Raw genomic sequence first — 22754 nt, 5'->3', positions numbered from 1 at the left:
TTCATTTTTATAAGACTTTATTTAGTGTATAAAATCAAGTAACTTGTAGAAAATGATAACTAAAATTAATGATGAAATTTTCCTGCATTTCAAAAAAACACTATTTTTATTTCGCATTAAAAAATACCACACAAAATGATTCTCGAAAGTGTAGATGTTGTAACAGATATCAGTAAAGAAGATTTTCAGAAAAATTATTTCAAAAAGCATAAGCCGCTTCTGATCAAAAATTTTGCGAGCCGATGGGATGCTTTCGATCAATGGAATTTTGATTTTATCCGTGAGAAAGCTGGTGAACAGGAAGTTCCTTTGTACGATAATAAACCTGCAGATGCCAATAAAAGCACAGATGCGCCAGTTGCCAAAATGAAAATGAAGGATTATATTGATACTATTAAAAGTAAACCTTCAGATCTCAGAATTTTCTTTTACATCATCACGGACCGGCTTCCGGAACTATTGAAGAACTTCACCTATCCGGATTTGGGAATGAAGTTTTTTAAACGTCTCCCCACTTTGTTTTTTGGAGGAAGTGAAGCGCATGTTTTGATGCATTATGATGTTGACTTAGGAGACTTTCTACATATTCATTTTGAAGGAAAAAAGAGGATTTTATTGTTTGATCAAAAACAGTCTGCTTTTTTATATAAAGTTCCGCTATCAGTACACACAATCTACGATGTTGATTATGAAAACCCTGATTATGAAAAATTTCCTGCGTTGAAACAGGCAAAAGGTTTTGAAATTTTCATGGAACATGGAGATGCACTTTTTATTCCTGGAGCTTTCTGGCATTTCAACAGATATCTGGAGCCGGGATTTTCAATGTCGCTTCGTGCACTTCCAAATAAACCGAATGTTTTTGCGAATATGCTGTATCATGTTTTTATCATGAGATACACCGATAAATTAATGCGGAAGCTTTTTAAGGCTAAGTGGGTGAATTACAAACAGAAATGGGCGTATAAGAAAAGCTCGGAAGCTTTGGCAAAACAACAGAATAAATAAAAGGTTTTTGACGCAAAGATTAATTTGAATCATGTTGATTTTTTAAGTGAGCAAAGAAGGAATCAACGAAGTTGATTGTAATGAAGCTGAAACATGAGCTTCGCGAAATAAATTTATTGGTCTTTGCCTTCTTAAATTTAAAATCAGTCAACAATATATTTTGCGTTTAAATTAAAGTCTCAAAAACAAACTCACATCTAGTTTTTCAAAAACTTTCCTTCTACTATTTTATTTCATACTTTTACCATCCTAATTTTTTTAAGAAAGATTTTAATGGCAAAGGCAACGAAAGAAAAGAAAGAAACCCCGTTAATGACGCAGTACAACACCATCAAGGCGAAATATCCGGATGCGCTTTTACTATTCAGAGTGGGGGATTTCTATGAAACTTTCGGGCAGGATGCGGTGAGAACTTCTCAGATTTTAGGAATCGTTTTAACGAAAAGAGCCAATGGAGAAGGGCATATCGAACTGGCCGGATTTCCGCATCATTCGGTAGATTCTTACTTGCCAAAATTGGTAAGGGCCGGAATGAGAGTGGCGATCTGCGATCAGCTGGAAGACCCCAAAATGGTCAAAGGAATTGTAAAAAGAGGAGTTACAGAATTGGTGACTCCGGGAGTTACATTCAACGATCAGGTTCTTAATTCAAAAAAGAATAACTTCTTGCTTTCTCTTCACAAAGAAAAAGAGAAATTCGGGATTGCTTTGGTAGATATTTCTACAGGAGAATTTTTGGTGAGTGAAGGAAATTTAGAAAAGTTGCTTCATATCGTCAACACATTTGATCCGAGTGAGATTATTTATCAGAGAAGTGTTCAGATCCCGGAGCAGATTAAAAATAAAAATGCCTTCAAGCTTGAAGACTGGGCGTATCAATATAATTTCGCTTACGAAAAACTGACGAATCATTTTAAAACCAACTCATTAAAAGGTTTCGGGGTTGAAAATCAACCGTTGGCGATTACAGCAGCGGGAGCAATTTTTGCTTATTTAGTAGAAGATACCCATCACAATTTATTGGCTCACATTACCAAAATTCAGGTGATTCCACAGGAAGATTATCTGATGATGGATAATTTTACACTGAGAAATCTTGAAATCGTTTATCCAAGCAGTCCGCAGGGAAAATCGCTGCTAGATATTATTGATAAAACGGCCACTCCGATGGGAGGAAGATTGCTGAGACGAAGAATTATTTTGCCTCTGAAAGAAGTAAGTGAAATCAACCGAAGACTTGCTTTAATTGACTTTCTGAACGAAAACGACCCTCTTAAATATGAAATTTCCCAATTATTAAAATCAATTTCCGATCTGGATCGATTGATGGGAAAACTGGCAGCTGAAAAAATTTCTCCTAAAGAATTGGGATATCTTCGCCAAAGTCTGATTAATATTCATAAAATTAAGGAATTGCTTCATCCTCATGCTGATGTTCTGGCCTGGTTGGAACCTTTGTACGATCAGGATGAATTAATTAAAATATTACAAAATCATCTGAATGAAGAGCTTCCTGTCAATTTGGCGAAAGGAAATGTCATTAAAGAAGGCATCTCGGAGGAACTGGACAGATTGAGAGGACTTCAATCCAAAGGCCGTGGTTTTCTGGATGAAATGTGTCAGAGAGAAATCGAAAGAACAGGAATTTCAAGCCTTAAAATAGATTTTAATAATGTTTTCGGATATTATATTGAAGTCCGAAATACCCATAAAGATAAAGTTCCGAGTGACTGGTTGAGAAAACAGACGTTGGTCAATGCTGAACGTTACATCACGGAAGAACTCAAGGAGTATGAAAATCAGATTCTTGGAGCAGAAGAAAAAATCGGGGTTTTAGAAAACAAACTCTATAGAGATGTTTGTGCTGAAACCATGATTTATATTGATCAAATTCAGGAAAACTCTAATATTATTGCTCAGCTGGATGTTGCAGCCGGATTGTCGGAATTGGCTGTTTCTGAAAGCTATACAAAACCTGTTTTAACAGAAACTTTTGCGATCGATTTAAAAGAAGCAAGACACCCGATTATTGAAAATGCGCTTCCTTTAGGCGAAAAATATATCCCGAACGATATTTTCTTGGATAAAGATTCTCAACAGATCATTATGGTTACCGGACCGAACATGGCGGGTAAATCAGCGATTCTTCGTCAGACAGCGATTGTTTGCTTATTGGCTCAGATCGGAAGCTTTGTTCCGGCAAAACACGCGGAAATCGGGGTGTTAGATAAGATTTTTACAAGAGTAGGAGCGACAGATAATATTTCTGCGGGAGAATCAACATTCATGGTTGAAATGAACGAAGCGGCCAATATCCTTAATAATATTTCTGAAAGAAGTTTGATTTTATTAGACGAAATCGGTCGTGGAACATCTACTTATGACGGGGTTTCCATTGCTTGGGCGATTGCAGAATATCTTCATCAGCATCCGACTCAGGCAAAGACATTATTTGCCACACATTACCACGAGCTGAATGAAATGACGGTGAATTTTGAGCGAGTGAAAAATTTCCACGTTTCTATTCAGGAGAATAAAGGAAATATTATCTTCTTAAGAAAATTAATTCCGGGAGGAAGTGAGCATAGTTTCGGTATTCATGTGGCGAAATTAGCCGGAATGCCTGCAAAAGTGGTCAACAGAGCCAATGAAATCCTGAAAACACTGGAAGCAAGTCGTACACAAGGAAGTTCATCAGAAAGCATCAAAAGAGTGACCGAAGAAAATATGCAGCTTTCTTTTTTCCAGTTAGACGATCCGGTTTTGGAGAATATCCGTGAAGAACTGACGAAAATTGATATCAATACTTTGACACCAATAGAAGCTTTGATGAAGCTGAATTCGATAAAAAAAATGATTGGAGGTTAATTCTCCAATCATTTTTAATTTATATCTTTTTTATCAAAACGTACCGCTAAAGGAATTTTGAATCTGTAAGGAACTTTCTGACCATTTATTTCTGCAGGAATCCATTTTTGTTTAATTTTTGAAATGGCTCTTATTCCTTCTTTATTAAAACTTTCATTACTTCCAATAGCTTTTATATCTATCATAGAACCTTCTGTATCAATAATAAAAATGAGTTCACAACTTATTTGTTCAGCATTATTGGTCACAACATTCTTCATTTTGAAGTTCTTGCTTATCATGTTTTGAAATGCTATTGAGCCTAAAGGAAAAGTAGCCATTTTTTCAGCATCTACTCTTACTTTACCATTTTTTTCGCTTAAAACTAATTCATTCAGTTCAGCAGTTCCTTTCACAGACTCCTGCCCAAAAGAAAAAAAGCTAAGAAGAAGACAAAGTCCAAATATTGTTTTTTTCAACATAGGTTTAAACTTAGTACTTCTGTAAAGAAAGCGGGAAGCTGTAGAGATAACGAACCGGTTTATCCGCTGTTACAGCAGGTTTCCAGCGAACCAGCATTTTCTTCAAAGCTGTTTCTGCGGCTTTTGCATGATCTTTATTATTGCTTATTGCAGCGATGTTAGTGATGTATCCGTTTTTTTCAACGATAAAGTAAACACGGGTGTCTATTTTTTTTCCTTTTGCGTAAATTACCTCCATGTTTTCAGCAAATTTTCTGCGGAAAAGAGGCATTCCGCCGGGATATTCGGGTTCTTTATCTGCGGTCATTACGGCTCCTGTAAGATTGATTCTCTTTTTCAGTTCTTCATAATGAGGGAGTGACTCCACATTGATAATGGCCGCCGGAGGAGGTGCCGGATTCGTTTTTGTTTCAGGAGTTTCCTGTGCAAAAGCAAGAGAAACCATAAACAAAGCTATGATGAGAAATGTCTTTTTTTTCATATTATAATTTTCCACAAAAATAATTATCCTTACTGAGATAGGGGGGATTTTTAAAGAAAATTAAAAAATCATCAAGGTTCTTAACAAAATTTAACAGGAAGTCTCTGTAAACGAATATCTTGATTTTTCTTAATTTTGAGTATGAATAAAATTATTTGTTTTTTTGCTTTGCTGTTGAGTATTCATTGGTACAGTGCGCAAGATCAGAAAAATGTATCTTTCGTAAAATATGAAGAACTTGAAAAAAGAATTCAGTCAGAAGGAGATAAGCTTTTGGTCGTTAATTTCTGGGCGACGACTTGTGCACCTTGTGTGAAAGAGTTACCTTACTTTATAGAGGTAAATAATAAATACAAAAATGATCCGAAATTTAAAATGATTTTGGTTTCTTTAGATAGGGCAGTAGACAAAGAAAGGGTTTTAAAATTTATGAAAAACAAAAACCTTACTGCCGAAGTGATTCTGCTGGATGATATTAAAAGAATGAACACTTGGATTCCCCGTTTTGAAAAGAATTGGGACGGAAATATTCCGGTAACGATCTTTTATAAAAATGGTGAGAAAGTACATTTCAACGACGGTGAAATAAGCAGAGAAGATTTGGAAAACACAATTACTAAATATTTAAACTAAAAAATACTATGAAAAATTTTAAAATCTTAATAATGGCTTTTGTTGTTGGAATAGGACTCTTGAGTTTTACCACAACAAATCATGATAAAAATGAACCTAAAAAAGAAAATAAATCTTCAGCAAAAGGGTATGAAGTAGGAGATGCAGCAACAGATTTTAAACTAAAAAATGTTGACGGAAAAATGGTTTCTCTGAGCGATTTTAAATCGGCAAAAGGTTTTATTGTTGTTTTCACGTGTAATCACTGTCCGTATGCAAAGAAATATGAAGACAGGATCATTGCTTTAGATAAAAAATACAAATCTCAAGGCTATCCGGTGATCGCGATCAATCCGAACGATTCTTCTGTACAGCCTGAAGACGGATACGCACAAATGATTGAAAGAGCAAAACAAAAAGGATTTACTTTTCCTTATTTGGTAGATGAAGGACAAAAGATATTTCCTCAGTATGGAGCCACAAAAACACCTCATGTTTTTCTTTTGCAAAAAGAAGGTGGTAAAAATATCGTAAAATACATTGGTGCCATTGATAACAATTATGAAAATCCGAATGATGTTTCAGAATATTATGTTCAGGATGCGGTAAATGCGTTATTGAAAAACGAGCCGATAAAAATGACAAAAACCGTTGCCATCGGATGTACGGTGAAGGTAAAGAAATAATATATTTGTAAAATATTAGATCGGTGTTCATTTTGAATACCGTTTTTTTATGTCCAAAACGTAAAATGATGAAATTAAAATTCAGCCTGAAATATTTTCTGTTAACCATTGTTATTTTCTTCGTTGAGATACTTATTGCCACGAAGTTAAAAGATATCTTTTTTGTAAGAGCTTATCTTGGAGATGTGATTGTCGTAATGCTTCTGTACACATTCATCAAAAGCTTTTTCTGTATTTCAAATAATGAAAAGCTGATCCTCGGAATCCTTATTTTTTCCTGTTGTATTGAATTTGCCCAATACTTTAATATCGCAGAAAAATTAGGCTTCCAACCCGGAAGCCTGATGTATATTGTCATCGGAAATTCGTTCTCTTGGATCGATATTCTGTGCTATGCAGTAGGTTGCTTATTGCTTTATCTTTACGTGAAAATTCAACCAATACAAAAAGCTTCAGATTAAACTATCTTCCAAAACTGTCATATTTATCTTCAGCATATTTGATAAAACGGTTCAATAGCGCTACGTTGTCTTTTTCCATAGGAGAAAGGTCTTTGTCTACATTGTTGGCAACCGGAATATACCAGTCGGTCTGCTCAAAAAAGTTTCTGTAGGTCTGCTTTTTAAAAGCATATCCATGTCTTGCAAAAACGGAATTTTTGATAATTTCCATGTCCAGTTTCCGAAGATTTTTAAGATCTTTTTCAGTTAATTTTTGCTTAGACGCATTGATTTTGAAAACCGCATCAGAAGCGATTCTGTTTTTTGAGGCGGTATAGGTTTCTGTTTTTCCGGTCTCTTCATCCGTATATTTTTCGACAAAATTTTTCGGGTTTTCCCAGTCGATGAGATCGTTGTCTTCGTTCAACATAAAGTTTGGATTGTACACAAACTCTTTTTTAACCAGTTTCAACGTTTTTAAAGGTGCTTTTACCGCAGATTTGTTGAAGGCATTCCATTTTCCGGTAAGACTGTCGTTGCTTAATTTCACTTCAAATCTACCGTCGGTTTTGTCATTTCCCGGTTCATCCAGCACAAAGGATTTCGTTTCATCATTAAAAACGCCTCGGAAAGGGCGCTGGTTTCCGTTGACAATACTTTGTCCGTAAACACTGTCTTTTGTGATCCTATTGATCTTTAAAGAGATCTTTTTGTAAACGTCGCCTTCATATTCTTCACCATCTTCAGAAACGATCATCCCTTTTCCGGCAAAGTCTCCCATATAAATTCCGTAATATTCCTTATGCACTTCTGGAATAGCTACTGAATCTTTCTTTGCGACAAGGCTGTCTTTAGAAGAATCTGTTGTTTTTGCCTCTTTTTTACAGCTTACCAAGCTTATCGTAGACAGGGAGATTAAAGTTAATTTTAAAATTTTCATATGTGATTTTTTATTGATTTTTAGTGGTCATATGCAATCGCGGAATAAATGTTGGCCTTACAACAAAAGATAAAACGATTTCATATGTATTTTTTTGTGATTAAATATTCAATTAAAATGAGATTAGGAATCCAGCCCATCCATGCAATGATCTGGTAAACATCCATAGGATTTGGGTGAAATAAATATACAATAATTACTTTCCACATTCTCAGAGTGATGGCAGAAACTGTAAGAGCGAAACTCCGCCACATCCATTGCTTGTGTTCTTTAAATTTTTTTTGTCTGGCTAATTGATAGGCTTTGTACGTAGAAAACCACCATAAACAGCCTAAGATGACAAACGAGATTTTAGAATAGACTCCTCCATTCGCAAAAATTCCCATATAAATTCCTGAAGGCGCTGCCAGAAACAGAATCAGAAGAATGTAAATTTTCCCTGCGTTTTTATGAAAGCTTTTCAGCCCGAAATCTTTTCTGAGAATAGCTAAAAAACCGCTTAACAGTACAAAAATGCTAGTGTAAACATGCGTATAGAAAAAATATAAATATTCCGGTCTTTCTACAACTTCTGTTTGCTTGATCATCAAGAAGCTCACTTCAGCTCTCAGGGGAATGTATTCCAATGTAATTTTCAGCATCAGCCAAAAGAAATACCCGAATCCTATGATTAAAAGGATCTTCAGCGGATTCGGGATGTTTTTTTTAACAGAAAACATTATTTGCCTTCAAAGAAATCGATGACTAAAGAATTAAAAAGTTCAGGCTTTTCAACAACAACTGAATGGGTTGAATTAGGGATGATCGCCAATTGTCCTTTCGGGATTGATTCTGCAATTTTTACCGTATGTTCTGTTTTGATGACATCTTTATCTCCGGCCATGATTAAAGAAGGGCATTGAATAGCCTTTAAATCTTCATATTTCAGGTTCGGATATTTCAGATCCAGATTATATAAATCGATATAGACATCATTTTTATGATCTTTGTTTTCTTTGATAAGTTGAGCCAAAGACTGCTTCAGATCCTTCATTTCCTCATCCTTTAGGCCTTCAGGAAATATATTGGCTCCGGAACATGCAATTTTGTCGATCAGGTCAGGATATTTTAATGCCATTAAAATGGCAAGAATACCACCGTCACTCCAACCTAAAATTTTTACTTTTTTAATGTTTTGCTTATCTAAAAATTGTTTTAAATCCTCAACCTGAATGTCAAAAGTAAGCTCTTTTGTCTTGTCATAGGTCGATTTTCCCCTTTCTCTGCAATCCACAATGATTACTTTATATTTTTTGGAAAAATCATCAACCTGATTCATGAATGCGCTTATAGACTGACCATTTCCGTGGAGCATCAGAAGAGGTTCTCCTTCGCCATACGTTTCATAGTACATCTTTATCCCATTTACATCAGCAAACTTTCCGTGGGGCATATTTCCTATGATGTTATCAGCTTTAATCAATAGAGATTTTTTTCCGCTGAAAGGTTTGTTGTCTGAAGCAGTAATAGTGAAATTTTTCACATGTGTTACTTTTCGTCCAATCCCTTCAGACCAGTCTTTTCCAGCGATCAATCCCTCTTCAAACCCTCCGTTTTTTAAAGGAATATTTACCCATTTTAGAGATTTCGGATCAAGAACATCCAATTTGAAATCGTCAAAATAAAAACTTCCGTTATTCTCAGCAAAAGCACCAATATTTAAAATTTTCCCTTCAGGACTTACATTGCCTTCTATCTGAAAGTTTTTCCATTCCTTAGTCACTTCTATTTTCGAATAAGCCTGGTTTTCAAAAAATCCCACAGTATTGTCACTATTATCAATCCTTGCCCAAATTGCACATTTGGAATTGCTGTGACTTTCCTTTCTGATTTTTGCCGATACCCTGAATTTCCAGTTCTGCATACTCTCTACATTTACAGGCTGTACAAGAGATGTCCAGGTAGATGCAATAGTTTTGTTTTGGGAAAAAACGGTACAATAAAATGATAAAAGGAATACGGTAATAATTTTCTTCATATTGATATGGGTTTGTTTATAAGCTATTTAAGTCTTGTGAAATCAGCCACGCCTCACTCCAGCAAGCCTGAAAATTAAATCCGCCGGTTACAGCATCGATATTCAAAACTTCTCCGGCAACATAGAAATTAGGAAGGATTTTCGAAGACATATTTTTAAAGTTAATTTCCTTTAAATCAATTCCTCCTGCCGTTACGAATTCATCTTTAAAGGTTGATTTTCCGGTCACACTGAATTTCTTTTTGCATAAATTTTCAATGATCTTCTGCATTTCCTTTCCGGAAATATTGGCAACCTGCTTATTTAGATCCACATTTGAAACTTCAAGGATTCTTTGCCAAAAACGGTTCGTGATATCAAAAATCTTCGATTGCCCGATTGTTTTCTTTGGATTGGACTGTTTGAAATTTTGAAATAATTCTTCAGCATCCTCTAAATCTTTAGAAATAAAATTGACCTCAATTTCAAAATTATATTTCACTTTTGCCAAATTAATGGCTTCCCAAGCTGAAATCTTCAAAATTGCAGGTCCCGAAAGTCCCCAATGCGTAATTAATAAAGGTCCGCTTTCTTCCGTTTTTAATTTAGGAATAGAAGTTTCAGCCATTTCAAAACTTGTTCCGGCTAAATCTTTCAATAAAGGATCTTTGATGTTGAACGTGAAAAGTGAAGGAACTAAATCAATGATTTTATGGCCTAAATTTTCAATCATTTTCAATGATTTTGGCGAACTTCCCGTAGTGTAGATGATAAAATCGGCTTCAAAATCTCCTAAACTGGTTTTAACGAGATATTTTTCATCTAGTTTTTCAATTTCTTTGACGGAGCATTTTGTTTTCACTTCAACATTCTTTTTCTGAATTTCGTTTAAAAAAGTATTGATAATGGTCTGTGAAGAATTACTTTCAGGAAAAATTCTGTTGTCATTCTCTATTTTTAACGAAACTTTTCGTTGATCGAACCAATCCATCGTGTCTCCCGGCTGAAATTTGGTAAAAACACTTAGCAATTCCTTATTTCCGCGAGGATAGAACTGAACAAGTTCTCTCGGATCAAAACAGGCATGGGTTACATTGCATCTTCCTCCTCCTGAAACTTTTACTTTTTGCAGGACATCTGAATTTTGTTCGAGAATGGTAATTTTATATTGGCTTTCGTCAAGATTTGCTGCACAGAAAAATCCTGCTGCACCGCCTCCGATAATGATAATTCGTTTCATAGTTTTATTAATCTTATGCGCAAGATTATTTTTACAAAACTACAATTTTTATAAACCATCTTATTTGAGTAATTTTGAAGAATATAATTTTTGAACTTTAAAGTTTAAATTATGAGAATAATTTAAGTTATTTTAATCTCCGATTTTTATTATCCATCCAGTTTGTCATTCTGTAGGAATCTCGACTGAGTTATTGAATAATATCGCTTAGATTCCTACGGAATGACAGTAAGGAGGTTAAAATTTTAAATACCAATTAAAAATCATTATTAAAAATAAAATTTAAATGATATTCTACCATAAATTCGAAGTACGTTGGAGCGATCTTGATGCCAACAAACATTTAGCAAATTCATCTTATGTTCAATACTGTGCTCAGACCAGAATGGCTTTTATGAAGCTTGAAAAAATGGGAGTTACACAAATGAGCCGTTGGGGAATTGGACCTGTTATTATGCATGAAAGGTTTTCTTTCTTTAAAGAAATTTTTGCGGATCAGACCGTTATTGTAAGTCTGGAAGTGGATGCCTGTGCAGATGATTGTTCTATTTATCGTTTTGTTCACAAATTTTATACTCCTGAAGGAGAGCACTGTGCAACTTCTGAAGCAACAGGAGTTTGGATCGATACGATGTTGAGAAAAATGACAACTCCGCCGGATGATGTAGTAGAAGCGATCAATAAATATAGAACTGAAAATACAGTAGTTCTGACGAGAGAAGATTTTAAAAAATTGCCTTTCCGTCCTGAAAATATTGATCCGTCGGCGTTCAATTAAATACATGGTAAGCGATAAATGATTTTTGATGATATAAAGTATCTTTAACGATCGTTTATCATTTATCAAAATCAATTATACTAAAAGATATGTTTGAAGATAAATCACAGGAATTAACACCCATTTCCAAATTAGGAGAATTTGGGTTAATAAAACATTTGACAGAACATTTTCCTTTATCCAATGAATCTTCGGAACTTGGAGTAGGAGATGATGCGGCAATTATCAATCCTGAAAATAAAAAAATAGTTATTACAACAGATGTTTTGGCAGAAGGAGTGCATTTCAATTTAGGATATGTTCCTTTGAAGCACTTGGGTTATAAAGCAGTTGTGGTAAACCTGAGCGATGTTGCAGCAATGAATGCAACGCCAACACAGATTTTAGTTTCTCTGGCTGTTTCCAACCGTTTTCCGGTAGAAGCATTAGAGGAATTGTATGCCGGAATTCAAGCGGCTTGCGGAAGATATAAAGTAGATTTGATAGGAGGTGATACCACAAGCTCGAATGCTGGTCTTGTGATGAGTATCACAGCAATCGGATTGGAGAATGAAGAAAATATTGTCAAAAGAAGCGGTGCAAAACCAAACGATCTTCTTGTCGTATCAGGAGATTTGGGAGGTGCTTATATGGGACTTCAGATCTTAGAAAGAGAACACGCTGTTTTCTTAGCCGATCCAAATATGCAGCCTGAAATGGAAGGCTACGATTATATTCTGGAAAGACAGTTAAAGCCTGAAGCAAGAACGGATGTGAAAGGAATTTTAGAGCAATTGGATATTAAACCAACTTCTATGATCGATATTTCAGATGGTTTGGCTTCGGAAATTCTGCATCTTTCTGATCAGTCGAAAGTAGGTTTCAGACTGTATGAAGAGAAAGTTCCTATGGATAATCTTACGATTGCTACGGCAGATGATTTTAATTTGAATCCTGTGATGGCAGCTTTGAGCGGAGGTGAAGATTATGAATTGTTGTTTACCATTTCGCCAAACGATTTTGATAAGATCAAAAATCATCCGGATTTCACCATTATTGGTCATGCTGTAGAGAAAGAAGAGGGTAATTTTATGGTGGCAAGAGGTTCTAATCAATTGGTTGCTTTAACGGCGCAGGGTTGGGATGCTTTTTTAGGAAATCAGCAAGAATAGATTTTTTTTAATTAAAATAAAAATACCCCATTCATTGAAATGGGGTATTTTGTTTATAGTTAATAATCCTCTTCTTTTAGAACAAAATTTATTGTTACAGGACATATAAAAGCGTAAAGCATAGGTCTTCCGTTAGCTTCTGCGGGTTTCCATTTTCCTTTATTTTTTATTTTGTGAAATGCAGCTAATATAAAAGTATTAATAACAGCATTTTTACCTTTTACTTTAGCGTCATACACATATCCTTTTGAATCTACTGCAACAATTAATCTTGCTGTATAAGAGAAATTTTTCTGAATATCCAATAAAGTAAGATTCTCAGAATAAGCAGAACGTAAAAGAGCTTTGAATTGTTCTTCGCCCAACTCAAATTCAGGTTGTTTTGTAACCGGAGGATTGGAAGGAGGTGGATATTCTGTAATTCCTTTTTGTTCTTCTAAAGATATTTTTTCTAAAGTCTTATTGTATGACAAAACTTTTTCATCCAGAATTAGCTGTTCCTGTTTATATCTTTCAACTGTTTCTTTCGGAAATTTTTTCAGAAGAGTTTTTATTTTTTTGTTGTAAACATCATCTGCTTTCTGAAATTCTTCTACTTGAGAATAGCCTAATACAAAAGATAATAAAAGAAATAAAACTAAGAGTTTCTTCATACGTATTAAACTTTCGCAATATTCAAAATAACCTCCATTGCTTTTTGCATACTTTCCAACGCAACATATTCGTAAGGTCCGTGGAAATTGATTCCTCCTGCGAAAATATTCGGACAAGGCAATCCCATGTATGATAATTGTGCTCCGTCTGTTCCTCCTCTGATCGCTTTAATTTTAGGTTCTATTCCTGCTTCTTTCATCGCTGCAGCCGCAAGATCGATGATGTGCATTTTTCCTTCAAATTGTTGCTTCATGTTTCTGTACTGTTCTTTAATCTCAACTTCGGCAGTTCCTTCACCATGTTTTTGATTAAATTCAGCTACTTTTTCTTCCATGAATTTTTTTCTTGCTTCAAATTTATCCGCATCATGATCACGGATAATATATTGAAGTTTAGCTTCGGAAATATCTGCATTTAGGTCCATTAAATGGTAGAATCCGTCAAAACCTTTAGTCGTAGCCGGAGTTTCGTTAGCAGGAAGCGTTTGAGCAAATTCAGAAGCCAATAAAGCGGCATTAATCATTTTTCCGTAGGCATAACCTGGGTGAACGCTCAATCCGTGAATTTTTACCACAGCTCCTGCTGCGTTAAAGTTTTCATATTCCAGTTCTCCAACTTCTCCGCCATCCATAGTATAAGCGAATTCAGCTCCAAATTTAGCAACATCAAATTTGTGTGCGCCTCTTCCGATTTCTTCATCAGGCGTAAATCCAACCGCGATTCTTCCGTGCTTAATTTCCGGATGAGCGATTAAATATTCAGCAGCTGTTACAATTTCTGCGCAACCTGCTTTGTCATCGGCACCAAGAAGCGTTGTTCCGTCTGTCGTGATCAACGTTTGACCGATATATTTTTTTAAACTTTCAAATTTTGAAGGAGATAACTTGAAACCTGTTGTTTGATTTAATAATAAATCACTTCCGTCATAATTTTCCCAAACCTGAGGATTTACATTTTCTCCACTGAAATCCGGTGACGTATCATAATGTGAAATAAATCCAATCGTTGGTTTGTCATCATTTTCAAGGTTGGAAGGGACATATCCCATGATATAACCGTTATCATCAATCGATACCTCTTCAAGACCGATCGTTTTCAGCTCTTCAGTAATGTATTTTGCGATGTCCCACTGTCTTTCCGTAGAAGGGGTTGTTTCGCTTTCTGCGTCACTTGTTGAGTATATTTTTACGTAATTAAGAAAACGGTTCAGTAACTTTTCTTTCCACACTTGGTTGAATTCTATTGTACTCATTATTAGTATAAATTTCCGGCAAAGTTAGCAAATTTGATGCTCAGAATAATTTATTTGGAGATGAATATCAGCTATTGAAATTTTAAATCGGACATAAACATTTGAGAATCAAAATAATGTTAGATTTGTATGTATCTAAGATGAAATTATTTAGTTTTATTATATTTGAGAAAATCTAAACGTAAAAATGTTTCTTACTGAATGTCCACGTGATGCAATGCAGGGTTGGGGAGAATTTATCCCTACCGACAAAAAAATAGATTATATCAACTCTTTAATGGATGTTGGTTTTGATGTATTGGACTGTCTGAGCTTTGTATCTCCAAAAGCAATTCCTCAAATGGCCGACTCTGATGAGGTTGCTGAAAATATTGATAAATCCCGTTCCAATACGAAAGTCTCTGCTATTGTAGCCAATTACAGAGGTGCCGAAAAAGCTTTGAAGCATCAATCGGTAGATATTATCGGGTTTCCGTTTTCTATTTCTGAAACTTTCCAGCATAGAAATACGAATAAAAACCAGGAAGAAGCTTTTAATGAGATCATTAAAATGCTTGAGCTTGTAAAAAGTGAAAACAGACAACTGAACATTTATTTTTCCATGGCCTTTGGAAATCCTTATGGAGAAATGTGGAAATGGGAAGATGTAGATTTTTGGGCACAACGATTTTCAGAAATAGGAGTAAAAGATATTTTACTTTCTGATACAACAGGAGTTGCAACTCCGGAAACCATTGCTCTTTTATTTGAAAAAATACCGTCTAAATATCCTGAAATTAATTTTGGAGGGCATTTTCATAACCGATACGAAGATTCTTATTCAAAATTAAAGGCTGCTTATGATAAAGGCTGTACAAGATTTGACAGCGCGATCAAAGGAATCGGAGGCTGTCCGATGGCGAAAGATGATTTGGTAGGAAATATGCCGACTGAGCAGGTCATCAACTTTATGAGTGTAGAAAAAGTAAATCATAAACTGAATTTATTAAATTTCGAAAGCTCTTATAATAAAGCGAAGGATATTTTTCATTTTTAATAAATATCTTTTTAAACTAAACAATAAAAAATCAATAGAAGCGGACTTTAGTCCGCTTTACTTTTCAAAAATCAAATTGATTTTAGCCAAAACATATTTCAAATCAAACAAAAAATCAACAATATGTCACCAATAATAACTCCTTCCGAATTAAAAAATTTTCCAACCGATAACCTAATTATCTTAGATGCAAGAGTAGGAAAAGATGTCTACCAAAATTATTTGAATAAGCACATTAAAGGAGCGAGATTCATCGATTTGGATAAGGATTTGGCGGATATTGGAGAAGATGCTGCTTTTGGCGGAAGACATCCTCTTCCAAGTGTTGAAAAATTTGCAGAAACACTTTCTAGCCTTGGAGTTTCAGAAGATTCTCATCTTGTCGTTTATGATGATAAAAACGGATCGAATGCTGCGGCAAGAGCTTGGTGGATGCTGAAATCTTTTGGGTTTGAAAATGTGCAGGTTTTAGATGGCGGATTTCAAGGTACTGAAAAAGAAGGCTTAGAATTTTCTTCAGGTGAAGAAACTTTTGAAAAAACTGAATTCATAAAAAAAGAGAATTGGCTTCTTCCTACTTCGGAGCTGGAAACGGTTGAAAATGAATTAACAAACCATTCTTCAACGGTAATTGATGTAAGAGATGCTTACCGTTATAAGGGAGAATCTGAACCGATCGATTTAGTGGCAGGTCATATTCCGGGAGCGATCAATATTCCTTTTTCTGAAAATCTTGATGAAAAAGGAAATTTTCTGAAACCTGAAGTTTTAAAAGAAAAATATTTGAAATTACTGGAAGGAAAGCCTGAAAACCTGATCATTCATTGTGGTTCCGGAGTTACGGCTTGTCATACCATTTTAGCACTGGATTATGCAGGTTTTAAAATCCCGAATTTATATGTAGGCTCTTGGAGTGAATGGAGCAGAAGAGAAGGAAAAGAAATTGCAAGAGAAGCTTAAATAATAACGTTCTGCTTGTCATTCTGACGGAGGAAGAATCTAAAGTATTTATAGAGATTCTTCATTCCGCTGCCGCTTCATTCCGAATGACAAAGAGAATTTCATTGAATAAAAGATAAAATAAAAGGCTGTCAAATAAATTGGCAGCCTGTTTTATTTTAATTCGAAATTAAAGCATTCCCAGCTCAAATTTCGCTTCTTCACTCATCATATCCTTGTTCCAGCTTGGCTCGAAAGTAAGCTCTAAATCGACACTTTTTACGTTTTCTACTTCTGCTACTTTGTCTTTTACCTCCTGAGGAAGGGTTTCTGCAACCGGACAGTTCGGAGTCGTAAGTGTCATGATAATTTTTACATCGGCATTATCAGAAATCTGTACGTCGTAAACAAGCCCCAATTCGTAGATGTCTACAGGAATTTCAGGATCATATACTGTTTTTAATACGCTAATGATTTCTTCACCGATGTCAGCAATCTGATCGTCTGTAAATTTCATTTTTTAATCTAAATTGATATACCTTTTCAACAAATCTTCCTGACGCATACGCCGGAAAATATTTGCCAAAGTTAAGACATCTTTTTCACAATAGTCAACTATTCTTTGCAAGTCTTTCTCTATGTAGTAAATTGATGAAACCATTGAGCCGTCAATATCATCTTTCGGGGTAGGAATTCCGAACACATGAGCCAATAATTCTAGGGAAACAAAACTTTTATAATCTCCGAATTTCCACAGTTCCATCGTATCTATATGAGGAATTTCCCAGGGCTTTTTTCCAAACATTTGGAACGGGATAGGAGGCTGTATTCCGTTGATTAAATATCTTCTCGCAATCCATGGGAAATCAAATTCTTTACCGTTGTGGGCACAAAGAATAACTTCCCGTAATCTTGGACTGTTAAAGATTTCACCAAACTCAAGAAGTAATTTCTTTTCGTCATGATCTGCAAAACTTTTGATTTTCAGCGTGTCGTTTTTTTCGAGCATTCCGATGGTGATGCAGATAATCTTTCCAAATTCTGCCATGATTCCTGCTCTTTCAGGATAAAATTCCTCTGCAGAAATTTCCTCTTTTCTCTGAAATCTTGTTTTTTTATCCCAAAGCATTTGGTCGGTTTCGGGCATCTCTTCCCATGTGCTGAATTCCGGAACGGTTTCAATATCAAGGAATAAGATTCTCTCTAAAGGTATGTTTTTTATCATTTGGTGTTTATTTTATAATCAAAATAGGGGTTGTCAGAATAATAAGATGTTTTTCTGATCATATTAAAGTTTAGCCAACCTGCATTCCGTTTATTGTTGGTAATGATGTTGTTAAAAGCGTTACGTCTTTAGAATCTTCACCATACACTCCTAAAACAAGACATTCACTGAAAAAATTGGCGATCTGCTTCTTCGGAAAATTAACAACAGCTAAAATCTGCTTTCCTATAAGTTCCTCTTTCTTGTAGAGTGTAGTGATCTGTGCTGAAGATTTTTTAATTCCTAAGCTCCCAAAATCTATTTCTAGCTGATAGGATGGGTTTCTGGCCTTTTCAAAATCATTTGCTGAAATAATGGTTCCGCATCTTATATCTATTTTTTCAAAATCTGTCCAGGAAATTTCAGGCTTTATCGTCATAATAATATACTGATTAATTGTTCTATTTCTTTTTTCTGTGCGGCATATTTTTGTTGCAGTTCCGAGTTTTCTCCCATTCTTCTGTAATACTCAAATGCTTTGTCGGCAAAGATTTTCTTATGAAAATCTGAGGCATTCGGAATTTTAGGAAAAACCTTATGGAAAAGCATTTCGTAATAGGCCTGAAATTCTCTTTCATTTTTATCCTCAACAGTGTTTATTGAAGATTTTTGTCTTACGTGAAGCATTTCGTGAGCAATTACGTTTAAAACGAGATTTAGGTCAAAATCAAATAAATTCGGCGGAATCATCACTTTTTGAGGTTCTCCTAATTCTCCTTCAGTGATCAGAAGGAATAAGTTGGGAATCGCTTTCCGAAGGCCAAATCCTGCAAAGTTTTCATGCTCCAGATCAAAAGAATAGAGCAAATATTTTGCGGCATCAATGACTTGGTCATTTTCTTTATAGGCGTTCAAATGTAATCTGACCTGATCGAAATCCATTTCAAAAAATATGTTTTAACAAATGTATTAAAATAATGAAACTTAGAAAAATACATAGGATGAAAATTAATTCAATTGAAAGTCAGTGTTTTATGATTTTTAATATGAATTTCTGCCAATTTTCATGCAAGATTTTCTAAAAACAGGATTTATATAAATGAGTACTCCAATGAATAATGTATAATGCTAAAAAATTAAAAAGAATGAAGAAATTAACAGTACTTAAATCGCTAATGATTGCCATAATTGCATTTTTAGGATTCTCCTTAACGTCATGTAATGATGATAAATATGAACTGATTCCTTTGACTTTGAGTGATGTAAACGGTAGCTACAGAGCGAGACTGGTGACTTCACAGGGAGGAAATTTCAATGAAAAGATTATTGAATTTAAAGCGAAAGATTCGATTATTACCTTCAATGATTTTCCGGTAAATGAAATTGTAAAATCAGTTGTGAAAGATCCGGTAAAAGCCAATGCAGCTATCGCAAGTTTAGGAAAAATTGAATATAAACTGAATTATACCTCAAAATTGAATACAGAGCAGAACGTAGTGGAATTAACCTTTGATGCTAAAGTATTGAATTTACAGATTCCGGTAGACGGAACGGTTAAGAATACAGTAATAAGATTGGTTACAAAGCAAAAAGGCTTTTTTGTAGGGTATGACTGGTCGATGAGATTTGCTCTGGAAGCAGACAAAATAATGGTTGACGGAGTTGAACTTACTCCTTATGAAGTCATAAAATATGAGATTCCAATTAGTATTAAGAATTAAAAGAATGAATAATTAATGAAAATAGGCAGAACCTCGAATTGAGGTTGCCTATTTTTGCCTGCTGAAAATCAATACGTAAACAAAGCTGCTATTGAAAATAGTGAATGGAAGAAAATAAAGAGCAGATTTTGATATCCCGCCTTTTGAAAAAGGAAGAAGCGGCCTGGAAAGAACTTTTCGGAGTGTATTCAGGTGGTCTTTCCTATGTCTGTTCACGATATATTATTGATAGGGAAGATGTTCATGATGTTTTGCAGAACAGTTTTGTTCAGATGTTCCGTTCGATCGAATCTTTTGAATACAGAGGAAATGGCTCTTTGAAAGCGTGGATCACCAGAATTGTGGTCACAGAATCTTTAAAGCATATAAAGAAGAATCCTGATTTGAAAACGGTTTCAGATGATTTTGAAATTGTGGATGAGCAGAGTGATGAAGGTCCGGATCTGGAAGAAATTTCACAAGATACCATCATGACGATGATCCGTTCTCTTCCGGATGGTTACAGAACGGTGTTCAATCTCTATGTTTTTGAGAAGAAAAGCCATAAAGAAATAGCGGAGATGCTGGGAATTGCAGAAAACTCTTCCGCCTCCCAATTTCACAGAGCAAAAACAATGCTTGCCCAGAAAATAAAAGAATATAAAATGTCTAAAACAGCGCACTATGAGTAATAATGAATGGCTAAATGATTTGCGCAGGAAAATGGAAGATCATACAGAAGATGTTCCGGATGGATTGTGGGATGATATAAGAAACGAATTGTTTGTGGAAGATAAGACGGAGACTATTATTCCTCTTATGATGAGCGATGATCTGAAAGCGCAGGATAAAGCCGGTTCAAAAATGAATCATAAACCTCTACTTTATCGTATCTGTGGCGCTGCGGCAGCTATTGTTTTATTCTTTATTGTGGGCAGGCTACTTGTTTTTAATGATAAAAAAGAAGCCGTAAATGTTGTTCAGACAAAAGAAAGTTCTTCGAAAATACCCTCTTCTGTTCACCAATCAGATGAAATTTATTTTGAGAAAGAAACAGGCTTAGAGAAAAATGACACGGATGGTTTGAATCATCATTTTACTGTAAAAAATCTGAATAAGGATTCTGATAAAACAGAAAAATCAGAAGTAGAAAAGAACACTGAAAATCAAAAATCCAATTTAGAGAGTGATCAAACTCAATATGCGCAAAACGCTTCTCCAGAACAACATGAGAATACTGAAATAAAGCGGGTAGATGAAGAAATCGAAATGTATGAGCTTCTTACCAAAGAAGAAAGGGAGAAAAAACAAAAATTAAAAGAGGCCGAAAAAATAAAGCTGGCAAAGAACAACAATAAAAAATCGTGGGCAATAGGATTGCTTACAGGCAATACAGCTTCCAGTTCAACAGAGCAGTTTCCGGGATATGCAACTTTGAACGGAATGACATTGAGTTTGCCTGAAATCTGGAGCTCAGAGTATGAAGAAAATCCTTTAATGGCAATTCTGTTGGCCAATCAGGATAAAAAGGTAGATGCAAAAATTAAGCATAAAACACCTGTCACTTTTGGAGCTTCTGTTTCTAAAAAAATCGGTAAAAAATGGTCTGTTGGTACGGGAGTGAACTACACTAAACTTTCGGCAGAGCTTACTTCAGGAAGTGGATCGAATTTTATAAGGAGTGAGCAAAGTATTCATTATGTGGGAATTCCGATGCAAGTCAATTATAACGTGATTCAAAAAGGATCGTTTACGGGATATATTACAGCAGGAGGATTGATCGAAAAAGCAGTTTCGGGAGATATCAAAACTCAATATATCGTTGATGGAACTGTAAAAGAGGAATCCAAAGAAAAAATAGATGAAAAACCTGTTCAGATATCAGTAAACACAGCGGTAGGACTTCAATTGAAAGTCATAAAAAATATCGGAATTTATGCAGAGCCGGGAGTAAGCTATCATTTTAAGGACAACAGTTCATTACAGACTATTTATAAAGAAAAGCCTCTGAACTTCAATATAAAGTTCGGAATCCGGATTATCATAGATTAAATAATATCTCATATAAATCATTAAACAGAGGAACTATAAAAATATAGGTCCTGAATAAATACGTCTGAATTTTATATGAAAAAATACCCGTAAAACTCATTAAATAGTATATATATGAAATTAAAATTAATTTTTTTAACAGTTCTTTTTTCCTGTTTTTTTATTGTAAAATCACAGCAGTGTACCCCAACGATTACAAGTCCGAGACTGGGAACAATGTTCGCGGATAAAGTTGTTTTTTGTACCACAGAGACAGAAACATTATCGACACAGGCGTACGGAAGTTATCAATGGTATAAGCAGATGTGGGATTGGCAAACGCCTAATCCGAATCCGTGGGTGGCAATTCCCGGAGCAACCTCACAATCTTTAACGATCAACGGTTCTGCAGATATGCTGTATTATTTTAAAGTAGAAGTTACAGGAACTGACTGTACGGCACAAAGCGATCCGATTCTGGCAGATGGGTATGCTTATGGTCTTCCGTTCCTGATTGCCAATTTTACACCGGGAACTTATGAAGAGGTCGCGCCGGGAGAATACAATGTTTGCTCAGGGGCATCGGTAGTTTTTGAGAACGGTTTTCCCATTGTATATGGTCTGCATACTTGGTTCAAATGTGTTCCCGGAAGTAATCCGCCGTCACCTACAGATCCGTGTATTGTCAATGGAGCAACAGGAGACTCTTATACGGCTACAACATCCGGAAAATATGGATTCTATGCCTGTACGGAATATTGTCCGGATATGTGCGAAATGTTAAGCGATATGGCCTTTATACAGCTTAATTTTGGAAACTGGAGCTTTTGTAATCTGGGAACCGGTGATGTAGAACCTAAAGAAAATAATTTGAGTATTCATCCCAATCCGACGACCCAATTTTTATACATAGGAAAAGAATCGGAAAAATATACTGAGGTTTCGATCATCGATATGTCCGGAAGATTGATATTACAAAAGAAGGATCACAAATATACTGAAGCCATCGATGTGAATGCTTTGTCTGCAGGGACTTATCTTGTGGTTTCTAAAAATACGGAAGGAAAAACATACAAAAATAAGTTTATCAAAAAATAAATTTCTCTGAGCTTGAGAAACGGGTTTTTTCAAATAGTTAGTTGGAAACGGTGCAAAAAATTGTACCGTTTTTTTATTTAATGCTCCTGATAATAAGTTATTTGTCCCGATAATTTTATTCTGTAAATAATCAGAATTCATAGAATTAAATCAGGAAATCTTTTTACATTTACATCAAA

The 22754-nt window shown here is 35.1% G+C and carries 25 protein-coding genes; 13 read left to right on the top strand and 12 right to left on the bottom strand.

The window, feature by feature from the left end:
* Positions 1-135 precede the first annotated feature (135 nt).
* Positions 136-1008: a cupin-like domain-containing protein gene (locus JI747_RS07690; RefSeq protein WP_225687446.1), complete on the top strand. Its 873-nt coding sequence runs from the start codon at positions 136-138 to the stop codon at positions 1006-1008.
* Positions 1009-1281: 273 nt separating this feature from the next.
* Positions 1282-3876: a DNA mismatch repair protein MutS gene (mutS, locus tag JI747_RS07685; protein ID WP_225687444.1), complete on the top strand. Its 2595-nt coding sequence runs from the start codon at positions 1282-1284 to the stop codon at positions 3874-3876.
* A gap of 14 nt (positions 3877-3890) precedes the next feature.
* Here mutS and JI747_RS07680 read toward each other — a convergent pair whose 3' ends face one another.
* Positions 3891-4337: an energy transducer TonB gene (locus JI747_RS07680; RefSeq protein ID WP_225687442.1), complete on the bottom strand. Its 447-nt coding sequence runs from the start codon at positions 4335-4337 to the stop codon at positions 3891-3893.
* A 10-nt stretch (positions 4338-4347) separates the two neighbouring features.
* Positions 4348-4818, bottom strand: coding sequence for an energy transducer TonB (locus JI747_RS07675; protein WP_225687440.1), 471 nt, complete (start codon positions 4816-4818; stop codon positions 4348-4350).
* Positions 4819-4959: 141 nt separating this feature from the next.
* Here JI747_RS07675 and JI747_RS07670 point away from each other — a divergent pair, with 141 nt between their 5' ends.
* From JI747_RS07670 to JI747_RS07660, 3 genes are all read left to right on the top strand, one after another.
* A complete protein-coding gene (locus JI747_RS07670) occupies positions 4960-5451 on the top strand; it encodes a TlpA family protein disulfide reductase (protein ID WP_225687438.1) in 492 nt (163 codons plus the stop codon).
* Between the two features lie 8 nt (positions 5452-5459).
* Positions 5460-6116 (top strand): redoxin domain-containing protein, encoded by a 657-nt coding sequence (locus JI747_RS07665; protein ID WP_225687436.1) that lies wholly within the window; start codon positions 5460-5462, stop codon positions 6114-6116.
* A 68-nt stretch (positions 6117-6184) separates the two neighbouring features.
* Positions 6185-6577, top strand: coding sequence for a ribosomal maturation YjgA family protein (locus tag JI747_RS07660; protein ID WP_225688238.1), 393 nt, complete (start codon positions 6185-6187; stop codon positions 6575-6577).
* Between the two features lies 1 nt (position 6578).
* Here the strand turns inward: JI747_RS07660 and JI747_RS07655 are convergent, their stop codons facing one another.
* The 4 genes from JI747_RS07655 to JI747_RS07640 all read right to left on the bottom strand — a co-directional run bounded on the left by JI747_RS07655 (position 6579) and on the right by JI747_RS07640 (position 10744).
* Entirely contained in the window at positions 6579-7496 is a 918-nt protein-coding gene (locus JI747_RS07655; protein ID WP_225687434.1) for a YARHG domain-containing protein, read from the bottom strand.
* A gap of 80 nt (positions 7497-7576) precedes the next feature.
* Positions 7577-8215: a DUF2306 domain-containing protein gene (locus JI747_RS07650; RefSeq protein ID WP_225687432.1), complete on the bottom strand. Its 639-nt coding sequence runs from the start codon at positions 8213-8215 to the stop codon at positions 7577-7579.
* Complete coding sequence (locus tag JI747_RS07645) at positions 8215-9513, bottom strand: alpha/beta fold hydrolase (protein WP_225687430.1); 1299 nt, start codon at positions 9511-9513, stop codon at positions 8215-8217. Before JI747_RS07645 ends, JI747_RS07650 begins: the two co-directional genes overlap by 1 nt.
* Before the next feature lie 16 nt (positions 9514-9529).
* Positions 9530-10744 (bottom strand): BaiN/RdsA family NAD(P)/FAD-dependent oxidoreductase, encoded by a 1215-nt coding sequence (locus JI747_RS07640; protein ID WP_394371138.1) that lies wholly within the window; start codon positions 10742-10744, stop codon positions 9530-9532.
* Between the two features lie 274 nt (positions 10745-11018).
* Between JI747_RS07640 and JI747_RS07635 the strand changes: the two genes are divergently transcribed.
* Together JI747_RS07635 and thiL are read left to right on the top strand one after the other, a co-directional pair.
* Entirely contained in the window at positions 11019-11510 is a 492-nt protein-coding gene (locus JI747_RS07635; protein ID WP_225687427.1) for an acyl-CoA thioesterase, read from the top strand.
* An 89-nt stretch (positions 11511-11599) separates the two neighbouring features.
* Complete coding sequence (gene thiL / locus JI747_RS07630) at positions 11600-12661, top strand: thiamine-phosphate kinase (protein ID WP_225687424.1); 1062 nt, start codon at positions 11600-11602, stop codon at positions 12659-12661.
* Positions 12662-12720: 59 nt separating this feature from the next.
* On the opposite strand, the gene JI747_RS07625 is transcribed toward thiL, so the two are convergent.
* Both JI747_RS07625 and pepT read right to left on the bottom strand, forming a co-directional pair.
* Positions 12721-13314: a hypothetical protein gene (locus JI747_RS07625; protein ID WP_225687422.1), complete on the bottom strand. Its 594-nt coding sequence runs from the start codon at positions 13312-13314 to the stop codon at positions 12721-12723.
* Positions 13315-13319: 5 nt separating this feature from the next.
* On the bottom strand, positions 13320-14567 hold the full coding sequence (pepT, locus tag JI747_RS07620; RefSeq protein WP_225687420.1) for a peptidase T: 1248 nt from the start codon (positions 14565-14567) through the stop codon (positions 13320-13322).
* 187 nt (positions 14568-14754) lie between these two features.
* Here pepT and JI747_RS07615 point away from each other — a divergent pair, with 187 nt between their 5' ends.
* Together JI747_RS07615 and JI747_RS07610 are read left to right on the top strand one after the other, a co-directional pair.
* Positions 14755-15603: a hydroxymethylglutaryl-CoA lyase gene (locus JI747_RS07615; protein ID WP_225687418.1), complete on the top strand. Its 849-nt coding sequence runs from the start codon at positions 14755-14757 to the stop codon at positions 15601-15603.
* Positions 15604-15726: 123 nt separating this feature from the next.
* Positions 15727-16563, top strand: a complete 837-nt coding sequence (locus JI747_RS07610; RefSeq protein WP_225687416.1) for a sulfurtransferase — start codon at positions 15727-15729, stop codon at positions 16561-16563.
* A gap of 169 nt (positions 16564-16732) precedes the next feature.
* Here the strand turns inward: JI747_RS07610 and JI747_RS07605 are convergent, their stop codons facing one another.
* From JI747_RS07605 to JI747_RS07590, 4 genes are all read right to left on the bottom strand, one after another.
* Positions 16733-17059, bottom strand: coding sequence for an SUF system Fe-S cluster assembly protein (locus JI747_RS07605; protein WP_225687414.1), 327 nt, complete (start codon positions 17057-17059; stop codon positions 16733-16735).
* A gap of 3 nt (positions 17060-17062) precedes the next feature.
* Positions 17063-17767: a 3'-5' exonuclease gene (locus JI747_RS07600; RefSeq protein WP_225687413.1), complete on the bottom strand. Its 705-nt coding sequence runs from the start codon at positions 17765-17767 to the stop codon at positions 17063-17065.
* Positions 17768-17837: 70 nt separating this feature from the next.
* Positions 17838-18185: a tRNA-binding protein gene (locus JI747_RS07595; RefSeq protein ID WP_225687411.1), complete on the bottom strand. Its 348-nt coding sequence runs from the start codon at positions 18183-18185 to the stop codon at positions 17838-17840.
* Complete coding sequence (locus tag JI747_RS07590; RefSeq protein ID WP_225687410.1) at positions 18182-18688, bottom strand: hypothetical protein; 507 nt, start codon at positions 18686-18688, stop codon at positions 18182-18184. The genes JI747_RS07595 and JI747_RS07590 overlap by 4 nt, the downstream gene beginning before the upstream one ends.
* A gap of 203 nt (positions 18689-18891) precedes the next feature.
* Between JI747_RS07590 and JI747_RS07585 the strand changes: the two genes are divergently transcribed.
* The 4 genes from JI747_RS07585 to JI747_RS07570 all read left to right on the top strand — a co-directional run bounded on the left by JI747_RS07585 (position 18892) and on the right by JI747_RS07570 (position 22575).
* Positions 18892-19467, top strand: coding sequence for a DUF4840 domain-containing protein (locus JI747_RS07585; RefSeq protein WP_225687407.1), 576 nt, complete (start codon positions 18892-18894; stop codon positions 19465-19467).
* A 104-nt stretch (positions 19468-19571) separates the two neighbouring features.
* Positions 19572-20138, top strand: coding sequence for an RNA polymerase sigma factor (locus tag JI747_RS07580; RefSeq protein WP_225687405.1), 567 nt, complete (start codon positions 19572-19574; stop codon positions 20136-20138).
* Positions 20131-21498, top strand: a complete 1368-nt coding sequence (locus tag JI747_RS07575) for an outer membrane beta-barrel protein (protein WP_225687403.1) — start codon at positions 20131-20133, stop codon at positions 21496-21498. The genes JI747_RS07580 and JI747_RS07575 overlap by 8 nt, the downstream gene beginning before the upstream one ends.
* Before the next feature lie 114 nt (positions 21499-21612).
* The gene (locus JI747_RS07570; protein ID WP_225687401.1) at positions 21613-22575 is read left to right on the top strand and encodes a T9SS type A sorting domain-containing protein; all 963 of its coding nucleotides are present in this window, start codon (positions 21613-21615) and stop codon (positions 22573-22575) included.
* The last annotated feature ends 179 nt before the right edge of the window (positions 22576-22754 follow it).

This window comes from Chryseobacterium tagetis (assembly GCF_016735585.2).
Classification (GTDB): Bacteria; Bacteroidota; Bacteroidia; order Flavobacteriales; family Weeksellaceae; genus Chryseobacterium; species Chryseobacterium tagetis.
Note: the sequence above shows the minus strand (reverse complement) of the source record. Positions and strands in the feature narration are given on the sequence as shown.

Bases quoted from the DNA above. Each gene is read 5' to 3' on its own strand.
- JI747_RS07590 (WP_225687410.1), bottom strand. From the start codon at position 18,688: ATGGATTTCGATCAGGTCAGATTACATTTGAACGCCTATAAAGAAAAT.
- JI747_RS07635 (WP_225687427.1), top strand. From the start codon at position 11,019: ATGATATTCTACCATAAATTCGAAGTACGTTGGAGCGATCTTGATGCC.
- JI747_RS07575 (WP_225687403.1), top strand. From the start codon at position 20,131: ATGAGTAATAATGAATGGCTAAATGATTTGCGCAGGAAAATGGAAGAT.
- JI747_RS07670 (WP_225687438.1), top strand. From the start codon at position 4,960: ATGAATAAAATTATTTGTTTTTTTGCTTTGCTGTTGAGTATTCATTGG.
- JI747_RS07580 (WP_225687405.1), top strand. From the start codon at position 19,572: ATGGAAGAAAATAAAGAGCAGATTTTGATATCCCGCCTTTTGAAAAAG.
- JI747_RS07655 (WP_225687434.1), bottom strand. From the start codon at position 7,496: ATGAAAATTTTAAAATTAACTTTAATCTCCCTGTCTACGATAAGCTTG.
- thiL (WP_225687424.1), top strand. From the start codon at position 11,600: ATGTTTGAAGATAAATCACAGGAATTAACACCCATTTCCAAATTAGGA.
- JI747_RS07610 (WP_225687416.1), top strand. From the start codon at position 15,727: ATGTCACCAATAATAACTCCTTCCGAATTAAAAAATTTTCCAACCGAT.
- JI747_RS07650 (WP_225687432.1), bottom strand. From the start codon at position 8,215: ATGTTTTCTGTTAAAAAAAACATCCCGAATCCGCTGAAGATCCTTTTA.
- JI747_RS07625 (WP_225687422.1), bottom strand. From the start codon at position 13,314: ATGAAGAAACTCTTAGTTTTATTTCTTTTATTATCTTTTGTATTAGGC.
- JI747_RS07665 (WP_225687436.1), top strand. From the start codon at position 5,460: ATGAAAAATTTTAAAATCTTAATAATGGCTTTTGTTGTTGGAATAGGA.
- JI747_RS07645 (WP_225687430.1), bottom strand. From the start codon at position 9,513: ATGAAGAAAATTATTACCGTATTCCTTTTATCATTTTATTGTACCGTT.
- JI747_RS07570 (WP_225687401.1), top strand. From the start codon at position 21,613: ATGAAATTAAAATTAATTTTTTTAACAGTTCTTTTTTCCTGTTTTTTT.
- pepT (WP_225687420.1), bottom strand. From the start codon at position 14,567: ATGAGTACAATAGAATTCAACCAAGTGTGGAAAGAAAAGTTACTGAAC.
- JI747_RS07585 (WP_225687407.1), top strand. From the start codon at position 18,892: ATGAAGAAATTAACAGTACTTAAATCGCTAATGATTGCCATAATTGCA.
- mutS (WP_225687444.1), top strand. From the start codon at position 1,282: ATGGCAAAGGCAACGAAAGAAAAGAAAGAAACCCCGTTAATGACGCAG.
- JI747_RS07595 (WP_225687411.1), bottom strand. From the start codon at position 18,185: ATGACGATAAAGCCTGAAATTTCCTGGACAGATTTTGAAAAAATAGAT.
- JI747_RS07680 (WP_225687442.1), bottom strand. From the start codon at position 4,337: ATGTTGAAAAAAACAATATTTGGACTTTGTCTTCTTCTTAGCTTTTTT.
- JI747_RS07675 (WP_225687440.1), bottom strand. From the start codon at position 4,818: ATGAAAAAAAAGACATTTCTCATCATAGCTTTGTTTATGGTTTCTCTT.
- JI747_RS07690 (WP_225687446.1), top strand. From the start codon at position 136: ATGATTCTCGAAAGTGTAGATGTTGTAACAGATATCAGTAAAGAAGAT.
- JI747_RS07660 (WP_225688238.1), top strand. From the start codon at position 6,185: ATGAAATTAAAATTCAGCCTGAAATATTTTCTGTTAACCATTGTTATT.
- JI747_RS07600 (WP_225687413.1), bottom strand. From the start codon at position 17,767: ATGATAAAAAACATACCTTTAGAGAGAATCTTATTCCTTGATATTGAA.
- JI747_RS07605 (WP_225687414.1), bottom strand. From the start codon at position 17,059: ATGAAATTTACAGACGATCAGATTGCTGACATCGGTGAAGAAATCATT.
- JI747_RS07615 (WP_225687418.1), top strand. From the start codon at position 14,755: ATGTTTCTTACTGAATGTCCACGTGATGCAATGCAGGGTTGGGGAGAA.